15 protein-coding genes are annotated in these 15,999 nt (G+C 59.3%); 9 read left to right on the plus strand and 6 right to left on the minus strand.

Annotation, left to right across the window (positions count from 1 at the left end):
* Positions 1–190: 190 nt before the first annotated feature.
* The 5 genes from HY011_06290 to HY011_06310 all read right to left on the minus strand — a co-directional run bounded on the left by HY011_06290 (position 191) and on the right by HY011_06310 (position 7,276).
* Entirely contained in the window at positions 191–1,567 is a 1,377-nt protein-coding gene (locus HY011_06290; protein ID MBI3422530.1) for a sigma-54-dependent Fis family transcriptional regulator, read from the minus strand.
* Positions 1,568–1,577: 10 nt separating this feature from the next.
* On the minus strand, positions 1,578–3,479 hold the full coding sequence (locus HY011_06295; GenBank protein ID MBI3422531.1) for a GAF domain-containing protein: 1,902 nt from the start codon (positions 3,477–3,479) through the stop codon (positions 1,578–1,580).
* Between the two features lie 10 nt (positions 3,480–3,489).
* Positions 3,490–4,482, minus strand: coding sequence for a ketoacyl-ACP synthase III (locus HY011_06300; protein ID MBI3422532.1), 993 nt, complete (start codon positions 4,480–4,482; stop codon positions 3,490–3,492).
* Between the two features lie 252 nt (positions 4,483–4,734).
* Positions 4,735–4,947 carry a hypothetical protein gene (locus tag HY011_06305; GenBank protein MBI3422533.1) on the minus strand — a complete coding sequence of 71 codons (213 nt, stop codon included), beginning with the start codon at positions 4,945–4,947 and terminating at the stop codon, positions 4,735–4,737.
* A gap of 115 nt (positions 4,948–5,062) precedes the next feature.
* Positions 5,063–7,276: a PD40 domain-containing protein gene (locus HY011_06310; GenBank protein MBI3422534.1), complete on the minus strand. Its 2,214-nt coding sequence runs from the start codon at positions 7,274–7,276 to the stop codon at positions 5,063–5,065.
* Positions 7,277–7,502: 226 nt separating this feature from the next.
* On the opposite strand from HY011_06310, the gene HY011_06315 reads away from it, so the two are divergent.
* The 9 genes from HY011_06315 (at position 7,503) to HY011_06355 (ending at position 15,673) form a co-directional block, all read left to right on the plus strand.
* Complete coding sequence (locus HY011_06315) at positions 7,503–10,625, plus strand: TonB-dependent receptor (protein ID MBI3422535.1); 3,123 nt, start codon at positions 7,503–7,505, stop codon at positions 10,623–10,625.
* A 60-nt stretch (positions 10,626–10,685) separates the two neighbouring features.
* Positions 10,686–11,552 carry a hypothetical protein gene (locus tag HY011_06320; GenBank protein ID MBI3422536.1) on the plus strand — a complete coding sequence of 289 codons (867 nt, stop codon included), beginning with the start codon at positions 10,686–10,688 and terminating at the stop codon, positions 11,550–11,552.
* The gene (locus HY011_06325; protein MBI3422537.1) at positions 11,522–12,028 is read left to right on the plus strand and encodes a hypothetical protein; all 507 of its coding nucleotides are present in this window, start codon (positions 11,522–11,524) and stop codon (positions 12,026–12,028) included. Before HY011_06320 ends, HY011_06325 begins: the two co-directional genes overlap by 31 nt.
* A gap of 14 nt (positions 12,029–12,042) precedes the next feature.
* Entirely contained in the window at positions 12,043–12,546 is a 504-nt protein-coding gene (locus HY011_06330) for a cytochrome P460 family protein (GenBank protein MBI3422538.1), read from the plus strand.
* Positions 12,547–12,567: 21 nt separating this feature from the next.
* Positions 12,568–13,008: a hypothetical protein gene (locus tag HY011_06335; protein MBI3422539.1), complete on the plus strand. Its 441-nt coding sequence runs from the start codon at positions 12,568–12,570 to the stop codon at positions 13,006–13,008.
* Between the two features lie 89 nt (positions 13,009–13,097).
* Complete coding sequence (locus HY011_06340) at positions 13,098–13,991, plus strand: hypothetical protein (protein MBI3422540.1); 894 nt, start codon at positions 13,098–13,100, stop codon at positions 13,989–13,991.
* A gap of 62 nt (positions 13,992–14,053) precedes the next feature.
* A complete protein-coding gene (locus HY011_06345) occupies positions 14,054–14,365 on the plus strand; it encodes a transposase (protein ID MBI3422541.1) in 312 nt (103 codons plus the stop codon).
* A complete protein-coding gene (locus HY011_06350; GenBank protein MBI3422542.1) occupies positions 14,362–15,201 on the plus strand; it encodes an IS3 family transposase in 840 nt (279 codons plus the stop codon). The genes HY011_06345 and HY011_06350 overlap by 4 nt, the downstream gene beginning before the upstream one ends.
* A gap of 136 nt (positions 15,202–15,337) precedes the next feature.
* Positions 15,338–15,673, plus strand: a complete 336-nt coding sequence (locus HY011_06355) for a VCBS repeat-containing protein (GenBank protein MBI3422543.1) — start codon at positions 15,338–15,340, stop codon at positions 15,671–15,673.
* Here HY011_06355 and HY011_06360 read toward each other — a convergent pair.
* A complete protein-coding gene (locus HY011_06360; protein MBI3422544.1) occupies positions 15,666–15,980 on the minus strand; it encodes a hypothetical protein in 315 nt (104 codons plus the stop codon). The two genes, HY011_06355 and HY011_06360, sit on opposite strands and share 8 nt — an antisense overlap.
* Positions 15,981–15,999 lie beyond the last annotated feature (19 nt).

Below are 15,999 nucleotides of genomic sequence, written 5' to 3' on the forward strand. Positions count from 1 at the left end.
AACGGGATACCAAGCCGGGTGTGCGCTGGCGAGGTGGCGCGCTGCCCGGACAAACCAGCAATGTACCTTGGATTTAAGTTGGGCTTGCTTGTGCTTCGAACCGGCGCGGGAGCAGGCGACGAGAATGGCCTTGTGTAATTTCTGAGCAACCGCGTTGCACACTGCGCAAGAATTGAGCAGCACGAAAACCTCAAGACGCTGTGAGGTTGTATTTGCGGAGTTTGCTGTAAAGCGTGTTGCGCGTGATGCCGAGCAGTTCCGCCGCGCGGCTCAGATTGCCGCCGGTGGCGCTAAAGATGCGCTCAATGTGCAAGCGTTCCAGTTCTTCGAGCGAGAGAAATTGCTCGCCATCGGCGGCTGGCGCGACGGTCAGGTTTTGCTGGTCGCCCAGCGGCAGGTCGCTCGCGTGAATCAGGTCGCCGCCGCAAAGAATCATGGCGCGTTCGATCACATTGCGCAGTTCGCGGATGTTGCCGGGCCAGTGATAGCCGAGCAGCAGCGCTTCGGCTTTCGGCGTCACACCCGACACGCGGCGATTGAGCCGCTGATTGAAATGCGCGATGAAGTGCGCGATGAACGGCAGGATGTCCGCGCGCCGTTCGCGCAGGCCGGGCAGCGCGAGCGGCATCACGCTCAGGCGGTAAAAGAGGTCTTCGCGAAAGCGGCCACGTTTGATCTCGGCGGGCAGATGGCGGTTGCTGGCGGCGATGATGCGCACGTTGACTTCTTTTTCCTGCACGCCGCCGACGCGCCGAAAGCGTTTTTGTTCCATCACCGTCAACACGCGGGCCTGGATGGAAGGCTCCATCTCGGCAATCTCATCAAAGAAAATCGTGCCCGCGTGCGCTAATTCGAACAGCCCCGCCTTGCTCGTGACCGCGCTGGTGAAGGCTCCTTTCTCGTGGCCGAAGAGTTCGCTTTCGAGCAGTTCACGATTCAACCCGGCGCAGTTGATCGTCACGAACGGTTTGTCGCGCCGGTCGCTCAAACGATGAATCAGATGCGCGACCATGCCTTTGCCCGTGCCGGTTTCGCCCTGCAACAGCACCGTGGTGTCTGAAACGGCGAGCCGTTCAAGTGTCGCGTGCAGCCGCTGTATGGCTGCGCTCTGCCCCATAAAATATTCAGCCGCGAACTGTTGTTGCGCCAACCCGATCAGCAAGCGTTCGCGGCGCGCGCGGCTTTGTTCCAGCGTGCGCGCGATGAGAATCAACAGGCTGTCGGCGTCAAACGGCTTGGTCAGGAAATTTTCCGCGCCAGCTTTGAGCGCGCGAATGGCCGTCTCAATCGTGCCGTGCGCGGTGAGGACGATGATCGGCGCTTCGTCATCAATCGCCCTGATTTGCGGTAACAGCGTCAGGCCGTCGGTGTCGGGCAAACGCAGGTCGAGCAGGATCAATTGCGGCGCTTGTTCAGTAATGACGGCCAACGCCTGCGCGCCGGTTTCGGCTTCCAGCACGCGATAGCCTTCCGCTTCGAGCAGATTGCGCAGCCCGAAGCGCACCGAAGGCTGGTCATCAATGATCAGGATTTTATCCGGCAGAATTTTGACTTTGTTGTCGGGCATTGAGTTTCAATTATGCGATGAGCGGCAATTGGATGACAAAGCGGGTTCCGCTCTCAGGCGCTGAATGCACGGTGATCGTGCCGCCGTGATCGTGAATCGTTTTGCGCGTGATGGCGAGTCCCAGCCCCGTCCCTGTGGCGCGCGTGGTGAAAAACGGCTCGAAGATTTTCTCGATGTCAGCGGGCGCGATGCCAGAACCGGTGTCGCGGACTTCGATATGCAATTGCCTGGGCGCGTCATCCGGCGACGTGAACGCGGCGATGCGCACCGCGCCGCCCGGCCCCGTGTGTTGCAGGGCATTGTCGAGCAGGTTGGCGAATACGCCGTGCATTTTGCGGCGGTCGAAACGCAAGCCGGGCAGAGCGGTCTGACAGTCACAGCCGAGCGTCACGCCTTTGGCTTCGGCCTGCGGTTTGAATTCGGCCAATACCTCGTGCAGCACTTCGCCGATGTCGGCTGGCGCGGCTTCCAAACGCGGCGGGCGGCTGTGTTCGAGCAGTTGTTCCATCAGATGATTCAAGTGGTCAACTTCGCTGTTGACGACGGCGAGGAAGGGTTGGGCGATTTCGCGGTCTGCGAGTTTGCGCGCCAATGCGCTGAGCGTCGTCGTGATGCCGAAAAGCGGATTGCGGACTTCGTGCGCGACGCTGGCGACGAGTTCGCCGACCGCCGCCATGCGTTCGCTCAAGATCATCTGCTGAAAGAGCTTCACATGCGCCAGCAACTGCGCCGCCTGCGCCGCGAAAATCATCGCCAGTTGCCGGTCTTTTTCCAGAAAGCCGCCTGCTTTGTTCAGCACGGCCAGCGAGCCTAAATGTTGCTCACCAGCCTGCAACGGCGCGGCGAGCATTTCGCGCACGCCCAGCAAGGCGGCGGCGGCGCGGCTGATGTGCGGATCGCTGGCGGCGTCATTCGTCAGATACGGCTCGCCGGTTTTCAGCACGTGCGCGACGATGGAGGGCTGATGCAACCCCGTCTGCAAGCGGCTGAGTTTTTCATCGCTGACACCATACCCCGGCGTTTGTGCCCGCAGTTGCCGCGACGCTTCGTCGTAAAAGAGCAGGATGCACATTTCGGCGCCGAGCAAGCGCGCCACCTTGCGCGTCAGCAATTCGCACACGCGGCTGGCGTCATTGCCCGCGCCGATCAGCAGCGAGATGTGATACAGCCCGCTCAGCCGTTCGATGTCGCTGTGCAATTGCCCGGCGGTTTCATTCAGCAGTGCGGCCAGACGGCTGATTTCATCCTGCCCCGCGACCGTCACCGGGTCGTAATGGCTGCCAGTGGCAAGCTGGCGCGTCATCCGCTCGACCTGACGCACAGGCCGCAACACTTTGAAGTAATGAAACGCCGTCGTGAACGTTGCGCCGCCGAGCCACAGCAAAGCCGCCAGCATGAGCGCGCCGGTTGAAATCTGTGTTACGACACCGGCGACAAGCAGAATCATCAGCAGCGCCAGCCAGCCGGCCAGCAGTTGCGCGAGCAGGCTGCGGCGCGGATTGAACAGCGTCCAGCGCGAGTCCTCGGTTGCCGCTTGCAGGTGAGTTTCGATTTCCTGAATCGCGCGGATGGCTTCCGCGCGCGTGGCGAAGATGTTTGATTCGAGGTCTTGCGCCGCGCCCAGATAGCGCAGCATCGAACGCGTGAACCCGCTCGAGGAATATCGCACGGTCGCCAGCCCGTAGCGGTCGTGCAGCCCTTTGATGCGCTCGCCGTAGTAATCAATCAGCTCCGGCGCGATCTCCGTGCCTTCGTAATTAACGACCGCGTAAATTCGGCGGCCTTGTTGGTGGTAGGCCGTGCGGACGTATTGCTCCATTTCCTCCACCTGCGCGCGGCTCTCGATGCGCAGCCCGGCGAAGTTGATGAAGAGAATGTTCCGCGTCTCGTCGAGAATGAATCGTTCGCGCATCGCGTTTCCGTTACGTCCAGCGAAAAGCCAGACAGCCTAAAGCCACGCCGCCGCCTGAACCGCACAGGATAATCACATCACCTGATTTCAGCTTGCCCTGTCGCGCCGCATCGTCCAGCGCCATCGGGATGCAGGCCGAACCGGTGTAACCCCACTTGTCCATAATCGTGTGCGCTTTTGCCAGCGGCTGCGCGAGCGTTTTCATCACCGTTCTGATGGTACTCAGGTTGAGTTGGGTGAAGAAAAACATGCCGACGTCGTCGAGCATCAGGCCGCTGCGTTTGAGTACTTGCCCAATCATCTGCGGCCAGCGTTCGAGGTTGAAGGACGAAGGAATCTTCTGCACGAATTCCAGCAACTGCTCGCGTTGCGCGGTCTGAAAATGATTGAGCGGCTGCCGCGCGCCGCCCGCGTAGATGCCCATGTGGCCGTAGTAATTGCCGTCCGCCGCCAGTTGCGAAGCCAGGAAACCGGGACCGTCAGTGCTGGCCTGCAAGACAACTGCGCCCGCACCGTCGGCAAAGAGCGTACAGGTTTTCTTGTCGTTCCAGTTCAGAAATTTGCTCATCGCATAAGCGCCAATCACCAGTACGTGATTGTATTGCTCATCCGCGCTGATGAATTTCGCCGCCGCGTCGAGCGCCGTGACAAAGCCCGCGCACGCGCAATTCACATCAAATGTGGCGGCATTGATCGCGCCGAGCCGGCTTTGGACGAGGGAAGAGGTCGCGGGCGAGATGAACTCCGGCGTGTCTGTCGCCAGGATGATGAGGTCGAGTTGTGCGGGCGCAATTCCGGCTGTGGCCAACGCCCGCTCGGCCGCCCGCACTGCCAAATCCGCCGTGCTTTCGTCCTCCGCGCAAATATGGCGTTCGTTGATACCGATAACGCCGGAGACGAATTCATTGATGTCTTCGCCCAGCATCAGGCTGAGATCGTGATTGGTCAGCGTCTTTTCCGGCGCATACGAGCCGGTTCCGGCAATTCTGGCGTAGCGGGTCATGCGGTTCCTTTCTCTCTTTGAAGTGGGACAAGTGTGGCCCGGCTTACTGCGCGGCGCGCTTGTCCCAACGTGTATTCGTACAGGGTCTTCAGGGCGTTTGCAAAGTCGCCAGCGCGCGCGCTCAAACGGTTTGACTGACTCCCGATTCCTGGTTCCTGATTCCTGACAAATTGAAAATCAGCCGGTATTTTCAGTTTAGCAGGAATCAGGAGTCGGGAATCAGGAGTCAGTCAAAGGTCTTTGGCAGATATTTTAAGGACTTTGCAAAAGCCCTGACAGGGTCTTCGAATCCGCACCGCTGAATTTTACGGTCAGTGTGCTGGCGTCGGCTTCGAGCGTGATGAAGCCGTAGGCGCTGCGGGCAAAGAGCGAACGTTTTACGTTGCGGTCTACGCCGCGAATTTTCGCGTCGCCGCCGCCGTTGACGAAAAAGTGTAGGCCGCCTCTGGGTTTGAGGTATTGCATATCGTGTTCGTGCCCGGCGAAGTAAATGTCTGCCTCTAATGAGCAATTCTCTCAAAGCGCCGAAGCCACGGTGCCAAGCACACCGGCACTGTCTGTCGCGCGGTCACGAAGCCAGTTATTCGCGGCGGTCGTTGGCGAACAAGACGACATCGCTAACCATCAGCCCGCGTTCGCAGGCCAGCGTCTTGCCGTCGCGCGACCAGGCGAAGCGGAAGATTTGATCGCTCGTGAAATGCGTTAGCTGTGAGGCGGCGCTGCCATCCAGTGGCTGGCTCCAAAGATTGGATACACCGTGTTGCGTGACGATATAACAAAGCGCGCGGCTGTCGGGCAGCCAGCGCACCAGGCTGTATTCGGGCAAAGTTGCGGTCTCGATCACGGCCGGTTCGCCTCCGGTAAAAGGCAGTACCGCGAGTGTGAGTTTGAACTGTTTTTCGTCCAGCAAGAGACAAGCAATCCATTGGCCATCGGGCGAGACGACAGGACGCACGGCGGTTTTATCGGTAAGTTGAATCGGCGCTCCACCCGCCATTGGCACTTTCCACAACGTAGGGTGGTCGTTGCTCCACGACGAATAAACGACCCATCTCCCATCGGGCGAAAGCGAAGGTGCGGTGTCGCCTTTGCCGCGCGTCAATTGCAATGGGTTATTGCCGTCCACCTCCATGCGCCAGATGGCGCGCGCGCCGCTGCGATCCGACACAAACACTACATAGCGCCCGTCGGCGGAAACCACCGGCAGCACATCGGTGTGCTTGTCCCGCGTTACTTGTTGCGGTTGGCCGTCAACACTACTCATCCAGAGATCGAGATTGCCGCTGGCGTGCGAGGCATAAACCACACGCCCGTCCGGCGTCCAATCCAGCCCGAATTGCTCGCTGAAGTTATCGCCAAAACCGGCTTGCATCTGTGTCGCCCGGTCGTCAGTCAGCCCTACGTTTTGCGCGGGTAAGAGCCAGAGGCGTGAGACGCGCGTGATTTGACGCGAGACCAGCGTCGCCGCCTCAGACGGCAGACTGACACCGTCGTAATTCGTCAGATCGTGCGTGAGGCGGCGCGCCGCGCCTTGCGGATAGGTCAGCAACCAAAGCGGGTCGCCATAGACGGCGGAGCTGCTGCGCCAGGCATTCATCACCAGCCCGCTGCCATCGCCGAGCCAGGCAAGTTGCCCGACTGCCGACCAGGCTTCGCGCCCGATGGGACGCGCCGCGCCATCTGCCGGATTGACCGCCAGAATTTGCAACGCGGCTTCACCGCCGAGGCCATCACCCGCCGCACAGGCAATCAGCTTCCCGTCCGGCGACCACGCGGGGCCGTGCAACGAAATCATCTCAGGCCTTTTGCGCGTCAGCAGCTTGCGCTCTGCCGCGTTCTCCAGGTTGGCGACGACCAACGCATCTTCTCTTTGCGCCGGGTGATGGCGCACGAAGGCTGCGGCTTGTCCGTCCGGCGCTAAGGCGACCGGGCCATCCACGCCGGACAATACCTTTTTGGGCAGACCGCCCAGCAGTGGAATTTGAAACAACGCGCCCGTCGCTTGCCCGCGCGGCTGCGCAACGTAATAGACCAGCGTATCGTCAGGTGAAAATGTCACGCCCAGGAATTTCGTATCCGCTGCCGCCCAAAGCGTGACCTGACTCGCCACGGTGGCCTGCCGGATGAGCAGGCTTTGCGCATCGCTCGTGCCTTCGACGTAAGCCACATACTTGCCGTCGTGCGAGACGGCCGTGCGCAAGACTTGCCCCGAAGTCGTCAGCTTCGCCATCTGAAATTGCTGGAAGGCCGTGCTGGCCTGCGTCGCCGCGCGGTGTGGCAAAAGAAAATACCCCAGGCTCAATACGATCAATCCAACGCCAGCCGCTGCCGCCCAACGCAGGTAAGTTTTCTGACGCAACGGCGCGTCAAACACAACAGGCAGAGGCGGCAAGACTGGGGCAGCTTTCACTACAACTGCGGACATCGGCGCGCCGTTGTTTGGTTCGACGGCGTGGCCGTTGGCCGCTTCGACCTGCACGGGCGCGGCGAAGCGGTAACCGCGTTTGGGTACCGTCTCGATCCAATCGCCCTCGCCCAGCACGCGCCGAATCTGCGAAATGTTCTGGGTCAGATTGCTTTCTTCCACGAAGCTGTCCGGCCAGAGCGACTGCATCAATTCTTCTTTTGGCAGAATCCGCCCGCTGTTTTCGACCAGCACCAGCAAGGTTTCAACCACCTTGGGCGAGAGCGAAACGATCTTGCCGTCCCGCATCAGCAGCCGTTCGGCAGCATCCAGCAGGAACGGGTCAAAACGGTATAAGTGCTGGTTTAAGTCATTGATTTGGTTTTGCATACCGGTCAAATCAGGCGTCTTCAGAAGTTGCTTGGAATTCTCTGGGGACTCGCTTCTACCCATTTTTCAGCCTTTCTTTAGGACTTTTCGCGGGGGCTTCCAGTTATATGCCGCTGCGCCGCGCAGATCAATACACCATTACATACACGCTTTGCTGGGATGAAAAGACGCAAAACCCGTGAGCGGCAATTCGCCGCTCGCTTTTTCTATCCACAGGAGGAGAGTCATGAAGTCATACGTTTTCATCGCAATCTTGCTGCTGCTGTTCAGCGGATTGAACGCTGCGGCGCAAACCATCAACGGTTCCATTTCAGGCAGTGTCGCCGATCAGAACGGCGCGAACGTCGCCGGTGCCAGAATTACCGCTACGCACCTCGCTACGCGCGCCACCCGCGAAGCCGTCACCAATCAGGACGGACTCTATCGCATCGCTGGGCTGCCCATCGGCGCTTACTCGGTCAAAGTTGAGATGAGCGGGTTTCAACCGCAAATCAACGAACGGGTTGAGGTCAGCGTCGCCGTGGATTCCGCCGCGAATTTCACGCTCAGCGCGGGCACGGTGCAGGAAGTCGTGACCGTGACGGAATCCACGGCCTTGCTGGAAACGACGCAAAGTCAGGTGACGAAAGTCGTCAGTGAAAAACAGATTCTCGAACTGCCCGGACGCAACAACCTGAACGGACTGGCGCTGCTCAATCCGGGCGTGCTGCCGAATCAGAACGGACGCCCTGGCTCCGGCTTTGCCGTCAACGGCAATCGGACGCGCTCGAATAATTTCACGATGGATGGCGCGAATAACAACGACCAATCGCTTTCGATTCCGCGTCAGGTGCTGCCGCCCGAAGCCATCGGTGAATTTCAGATGATTACCAACACCTTCGCCGCCGAGTTCGGACGCAATTCCGGCGCGTTCGTCAACGTGATTACGCGCTCGGGCACGAACGATTTTCACGGCATCGGGCATTACACCTGGACGGGCAACGGGCTGAATGCGCTGACGACGAATGAGCAGCGCACTTACACAGCACAACGCGCGGCGGGGCTGGCGGACAAGCAAGCCTTGCGCGCCGCCCGCAGCGTCACCGTACAAAATCTGTGGGGCGGCACGTTGGGCGGCCCCGTCAAAAAAGATCACACGCACTTTTTCACCAGCTTTGACGAAGCGCCGTTTCGCACGACGGTCAGCAGCGTCTCGCGCGTGGCAATGACGCAGCAGGCCGTGAATAACCTGAAAGCGAATGCCGCGCTTTTCGCGCCCGGCGCATTGGATTACCTGCTGAAAAACTTTCCCATCGCCAACGACCCGACGCCGCAGGGTTCCGTCAACATCACTGATCCGGTGAGCGGCGCAACCATCACGAGCGTGCCTTTTCAGCGTTACAACCGCACGCTGAATTCCGGGCTGGCTTACGGCACGGATTTCTGGCGTTATCTGGCGAAGGTCACGACGCGCCTTAACAGCAAAGACAATCTCTCGTTCCGCTACCTGATTGATAGCTTCGACAACATAGGCGCTCCGACCAGCTTGCCCGGTCAGGAAGTCGGCCAAACGACGCGCAACCAGTCGTTCACCATCAATGATGTTTACGCGCTCACGGCCAAACTGGTGAACGAATCGCGCCTGACTTACAGCCGCCGCAATATCAACTTTCCCGAAAAGCTGGGGACGGCTTTGGCGGTGACGGGCACCGGCGGCGCGTTCACGCTCGGCAACACGAACTTTCCGCAATTCCGCGTGGACAATTCGTATGAACTGACCGACAACGTTTCATACCTGACCGGCAATCACTCACTGAAATTCGGCGTCAACGCGCTGCGTTACGACTTGAACAGTTTCTTTGCGCCGAACCTGCGCGGCTCGATCAGCTATCCCAGTTTGTCGGCGCTGCTCTATGACCGCAACGCTTCGTTTTCGCAGTACGCCGGCACCGGCTCGGTTCCGGCGCGCACGTATGAAACCGGCGTGTTTGCGCAGGACGATTGGCGCGTGAATGCTGATCTCACGCTGAACTTGGGCTTGCGTTATGAATACGTGACGACGCCGTTCGGCTTTTTCTCGAAGGCCAAATCCGACCTGAACAACTTCGGCCCGCGCGTAGGCATGGCGTGGAATCCGAAGCGATTTTTTGACGGGCGTTTCGTGCTGCGCTCAGGATTCGCGCTGAGCTACGATCAGGTGTTTCAAAACATCCTGCTCAACGTGGCGCGCAACTATCCGCGCGGTGTCAACGTGACGACCGGCCCGGTCAATGGCGCGCGGCCTTACGACGGATTGCCCGCCGCACCTGCGCCTGAAGAATACGTGCGACGTGGCGGCGATCCGAATCTGCTGGCGTTGCGGCTCTTCTCACCGAACAAACGCATCGCGCAACCGATGTCGCGGCAATGGACGCTGGGCGTGCAATATCAATTGGGGCGTGATTACGTCGTGAAGCTCGATTACATCGGCACGCAGGGCAGCAACCTGGTGCGCGAGTTCGAGCAGAACATCGGCTTCAACGCGCCGCTCGGCAACGGCCAGCGCAAAGACCCGTCGAAAGGTTCGATTCTGGTGGGCGACGGTTTCGCCAGTTCGATTTATCACGCCGGACAGGTGACGCTCGAAAAACGCCTGAGCCAGGCGCACTTTGGCGATTTCACCTTCAACGCGAATTACACCTGGAGCGCCTTTATCAGCGACAGTGACGACGTGCTGGGCGGACAAGCCAATCGCACGCTGCCCGCTGACCCGCGCAATCCGAAACTGGATCGCGCGCGTTCGGGCTTCGATCAACCGCACCGCTTTATTTTGAGCGGCGTTTACACCGTGCCGGAGCTATTCGCCGGCAGTCCTGTGATGCATCGCATGCTCAGTGGCTGGGAATTGAGCGCCATCACGACGCTGGCCTCCGGCACGCCTTACACCGTGCTGAACGCCAACAACGCGCTCGGCATTTTGCCCGGACAGGTCGCCACCATCACCGATTCGCAGCGCGTTTCGATCAATGCTGGTGGGCAGTTCCCCCTCGTCACCGGCGTGCGCGCCGACGGGACGCTCATCAATCCGAGCGCGTATTTCATCGCCAACCGCGTCAATTCCGGCGTCATCGGCACGCTTGGCGCGAACACCTTGCGCACGGGCGGCACGGTCAACGCGGACTTGTCGCTGGTCAAAAACCTCAAGACCTTCCGCGAAAGCCAGCGGCTGCAATTGCGTTGGGAGATGACGAATGCGTTCAATCGCCGCAACTTCACCGTCATTCCGGCGAACGTGGCGAGCGACAACACGAACCTCGATCTGTTCCTCAATCTGGGACAGACCAATGTGGCGGGACGCACGATGCTGTTTACGATGCGTTACTTCTTTTAAGGCCAAGGCGAAGGGCTGTCGCATCACACGGCAGCCCTGCGGCGAGAAAAAGGAAAAGTAATGATGAGCAAGTTACTAGCTTGGGGGCGGCTGTTCGTCGCGGTGGCGATGGTCGTCTTCGGGATTCAGCATTGGGTTTATTTGAATTTCGTGACGCGCGTTTTTCCGAAGCCGCCGCTCTGGATTCCGGGCCAATCGCTGTTGGCTGGGGTGGCTGGAGCTTTTCTGATCGTCGCGGGTGTAGGAATCGTTGCCGAACGACAGGCGCGCACCTTGGCCTTGCTGCTGGGCGGCCTGATTCTTTTGTCGTTCATCGTGTTGGGCCTACCTGCGGTGTTAGCGCGTCCTTCAAATGGTGGCGCGTGGACGAGCGCAGGCAAGGCGCTGGCATTGGCTGGCGCAAGTCTGCTGGTGGCCAGCAGCCTGCCGCCTGGCTTGGCTGAGGCTGCGGGCTGGCGGACTTGGCTGGTGCAGCTCATTCCGGCGGGCCGATTTTTTCTGGCGTCGTTTTTCGTGCTGGGCGGAACCATGCATTTCATCTACACGGCCTTCGTGATCAGCCTCGTGCCTGCCTGGATACCCGGACGATTGTTCTGGGCGTATTTCACCGGCGCGGCACTCATCGCTGGCGGGCTGGGAATAATGCTGCCGTGGACGGCGCGGCTGGCGGCGACGCTTTCAGGCGGCATGATTTTTCTCTGGGTGCTGGTGCTGCACATTCCCAGAGCGCTCGCCAGCCCGCATAACGCGAATGAACTGACAGCGGTGTTTGAAGCGCTGGCGATGAGTGGCGCGGCGCTGCTGGTGGCGACAACGTTCCCTCGCTGGCCTCCGCTGAGGCACGCGCAACCGTGGCTGGCAGCACGGCTATTTTTTGAAGCGAAAGGAATCTCGTTATGTTCGACAACGCACTTGCACAACCATTGAAAGACGCTACGGCCAACACAGGCGCGCATCATCTGCTGACCATTCTTTACGGCGGCTTGCTTGCCGGAGCGCTGGACATCACCGCCGCCTTCATCAACAGCGCGCTCCACGGGCGCAGCCTCATCGGCGTGCTGCAATCCATCGCGGGCGGCTTGCTGGGGCGCGGCGCTTATCAAGGCGGATGGAAAACGGCGACGCTCGGCTTCGTGCTGCATTTTTGCATCGCTACGATTTGGGCGGCGCTCTATTACGCGGCGAGCCTGAAGCTGCCGCTGCTCACACGCCACACGATAGTGTGCGGATTGCTTTACGGCGTCGTGGTCTATGCGTGTATGTACCTGATCGTGCTGCCGCTCTCGGCGTTGCAATTCAAGTTTTTCAATCAACCAGCCGACGCCATCCTCACCGGCGTATTGATTCATCTGTTTTGCGTCGGCTTGCCGATTGCGCTGACCGTGCGTTGGCGCACGCAATAACCAGGAGAAATTCAATGATCGTGAAAAGAACCGTCACTCTGATCGTACTGACTACGGCGTGTTTGCTCGCGCCCGTGCTGTCGGGAATGCCCGCCGATAAGGTCGCTTATCCGCAAGGCTATCGGCAGTGGGTACACATCAGCAGCGCCCTCATCGGCCCAGCCAATCCCGCGTTTGCCACGTCCGGCGGGATTCATCACATCTACGCCAATGAAAAAGCAATGGAAGGTTATCGCACCGGAAAGTTTCCCGATGGCTCAATCCTCGTGGCGGACTTCCTTGAAACACGCGAGAGCGCGGCGCAGCCCGGCATCACGACCGAAGGCGCACGACGCCGCATAGATGTGATGATGAAAGACAGCAAGCAATTCGCTGAGACGGGCGGCTGGGGCTTCGAGCAATTCAAAGGCGACAGCCAGACAGAACGCATGGTTATGGCTGAAGGCGCGGCCAAATGTTTCGCCTGCCATTCGACACAAAAAGGAACGGACGCCGTGTTCAGCAAATTTCGCCCGTGATGAATTAAAGGAACAAAACCTATGAAACGAACCTTCGCTCTTATTCTCGCCGCCCTGGCTGTAGCTTCTCTGTTCGGGCTGCTTGTGCATGCTGTGCTGGTGGCCGCGCACCTTTCGGAGCCAGCCGCCACCACGGTTTACGGCTTGACTCCCCGGCGACTCTGGGCCACCACGGCCATTGTGCTGGCGCTGGTCGGCGTGGTCATCGGTGGGCTGGCTCTGGCCCGCCCAGCCAGTCGTTTCGGCCCCGCCTCTGGGCGGCTCGGAGCCATCGTGGCCCTGGTGGCGGGGCTGATCGCTGCGGTCAACGGCGGGCTGAATTTGGCCATTGCCAAAGGTGGTCCCGGCACCGGCAACGGAGTAATCGGTGGTGCCGCGGCCTTGGTGCTGGGGCTGATCGCCACAGCCCTCGGCGGGCTGGCTCTGGCCCGCTCCCGCCGTTCTGGAAATGGAAGTCGCTGATATGCCGTATAGCGGCCGGCAGGGCGGAAACATCTGGTGGATTTTGCAGCGCCTCGTCAATGAGCCGTATTTTTGAGGTAGCCGCACCTATGCTTTCAGCAACAAATTTCTGGATGTGTTTTGCCGGGCTTATTTACCTTGTCGCCGGAATTATTCTATTTCGCCAAGAGATCGGCGCGGCGCGCGGCTGGGACAAGCTCATCGCCCTGGGCGGTGTTTTCATTGCTGCTTCACTCGCCGCCTTCGCGCCGGAGCATTTCAGCGGCCCGGAGTTTATTCAGAATATGGTTCCGCCCTGGATGCCTGCGCGCTCGTTCTGGACGCCGTTTGTCGGATGTGCGCTGTTCGCGGCAGCGACCAGTCTCACGGTGAAGAAGCTCGTCCGCTTGTCGTCCACATTGCTCGGACTGATGTTCTTTCTCTTTGTCTGCATGATTTATCTGCCGAGCGCGCTCGCGCATCCCACCTCACGATTGGCGTGGACCTTCGTGCTGAGAGAACTCTCTTTTGCCGCAGGCGCCTGGGCGCTCGCCGGATTGCACAGTCGCGCCTCGTCACCGCAACTATCGCAATGGATGATTTTATTCGGGCGCATCGTCATCGCGGTGGCTGCGCTCTTTTTTGCCGTACAACATTTTCTTCACCCAGATGTTGCGCCCGGCATTCCTTTGCAAAAGCTGACGCCCGCATGGGTTCCATTCTCCGGCGTATTGGCCTACCTGACGGGAACAATTCTGCTGGTCGCGGGGATCGGACTGGTACTGAACAAACGGTCGCGGACAGCCGCAACCGCGATTGGCGCATTGATGACCGCCCTCACGGTATTCCCCTATCTGGTTATTTTGCTCCTCGCTCACGAGCCAACGGAGATCAATCAAGGGATAAATTACGTCGCGGACACAATGCTCTACGCCGGAGCAGCACTCGCCCTAGCATCAGCATTGCCGCGCGATTTTGATCGCGTGGGGAACAAGCAACTGTAGTGGTCCCCAAAACTGGACACTTAACTGGGGTAAAATACCCCATCCAGATAAGGAGACCATTGATGCCAAAACAACGTGAATTCAAAGCTGCACAAAAGTCGCGTGCCGTCCTCCAAGTTCTGACCGGACAGAAGAGCGCCGCCCAAGTCTGTCGCGAGCTTCAGATTCGCGAGAATCTGCTCTCACGATGGAAGAAACAGTTTGTTGAGCAAGCCAGCCTCGTCTTTGAAAAAGAATCCGCTTCTTCTTCCGATGATGGGCGCGTTGCTGATCTCGAGCGTCTGGTCGGGCGCCTGACCTTGGAACTGGAGGCCTCAAAAAAAGCCTCGCAGCTCTTGCTCTCTCACGCGCGTAAAAACGGGAGGTCATCTTGAAGTTACAACCTGACTATCCCATCAAACTGCTGTGTGACCTGCCGGCCTTGTCGCGCAGCAGTTGGTACTTCAAGGCTGCCGAATGCGAGGAGGCGGACTTGAAGCAAGCCATCGAGCAGGTCATCAAACAATTCCCGGCTTATGGTTCACGGCGCGTGACACATCGCCTGCGGCGAGACCAGTCTGAATTCAGGACCAGCGGTCGCAAGCGCCTGCGCCGCGTGCTGGGCGAGATGGACTTGAAGCTGCGGCGCAAAACCATCAAGAAACAAACGACCGATTCGCGGCATTCGTTTCCGCGCGATCCGAATCTGGTCAAGGAACTGGAAATCCTCCGGCCCGAGCAGGTCTGGGTTGGAGACATCACTTATGTTCGCTTGGGAGATGGCAGCTTCGTTTACCTGGCGATCCTGATGGATGTCTTCACGCGCATCATTCGCGACTGGGCGCTCTCACGCGGGCTGGGCGGCGAACTAACACTGGCCGCACGCGCACGCGCGCTGAGCCACGCACGACCGGAAATCCACCACTCGGATCAAGGCGTGCAATCCGCCGCGACCGCTTGCGTGGCCGCGCTCAAAAAACGCAAGGTCAAAGTCAGTATGGCCGCCGTCGGCCACGCGGAAGAAAACGGCTACGCCGAGCGAGTGAGCCGGACGATCAAAGCGGAAGAAGTAGCTTTGAACGAATACCCCGATCTGCTGTCAGCGCAGCTTCACCTGAGGCGATTCATTGACGACGTCTACCATACCAAGCGCATTCATTCCTCGCTAGGCTATCTGACGCCGGCAGAGTTCGCTCCGTGTCCAGGTTTACGGGACCATTACACTGAGTAGCCCGTCAAGCGAGCCAGTTAGACAACTCATTGGCATTCCCGAAGCTGAGTTACAGCAGCTTGCCGCCTACCTTCCCAAAGGTGGTTCCATCGCCACCTTTCCGGTAGGTGAGACGCAAACCAGAGCGGCTAAAGCCGTGGCGGCCTTAGACAAAACCGGGCGCGTTTTGACTGTGCTGGTCTACTCGATTGGCGGGCGCAGTGAGCCGCTCGAATTAGGGGTTTTCGCTTTTGAAGATGGCAAACTGACAAAGCTCGCTTCGACCAAGCTGCCGGGGAGCTACATCTACACCAACATCTATGACCGTTTCGCGGCCCTCTTCGGTATGGCGGACGTAAATGGGGACGGTCTGCCTGAGATCGTCGTCACTTCCAGTCAAGGCGCCAGCCTCGGCGCGCAATTGCGGTCTTTTCCTTCGACGGAGAAAACCTCAACCAGATTGCCGAGGTGGACGGTCATCAAATTCAGATGATCGGCACCGGCGTCGGCAGGCCGGTTGTTTTCAAGTCAAAATCAAGGGAAGAGGATAAAGAACATAGCTTCGCTTGGAAGGCTGGCAGGCTTGAGGAAATTAAGTAGCCGAGAGTATTCCGTTCAGTGGCGCTGGATTTACTGAATCCAGTGCCGCCTTTGTTCATCATCGAATTCCCCCCGCCTGTTTCTCCCGCACGCCGCTTTTGCCTTTTGGCCCCAGGTCGGCGTAACCTCAGCCCGCATTTCAACGTCACAACAAATGAAACCCAGAAAATCAGACCCGCTGCAAAAAGCGCCAGAGCCATCCGTATTCGCTTGCGCCTT

The sequence above is a fragment of the Acidobacteriota bacterium genome (genome assembly GCA_016196035.1).
Classification (GTDB): Bacteria; Acidobacteriota; Blastocatellia; order RBC074; family RBC074; genus JACPYM01.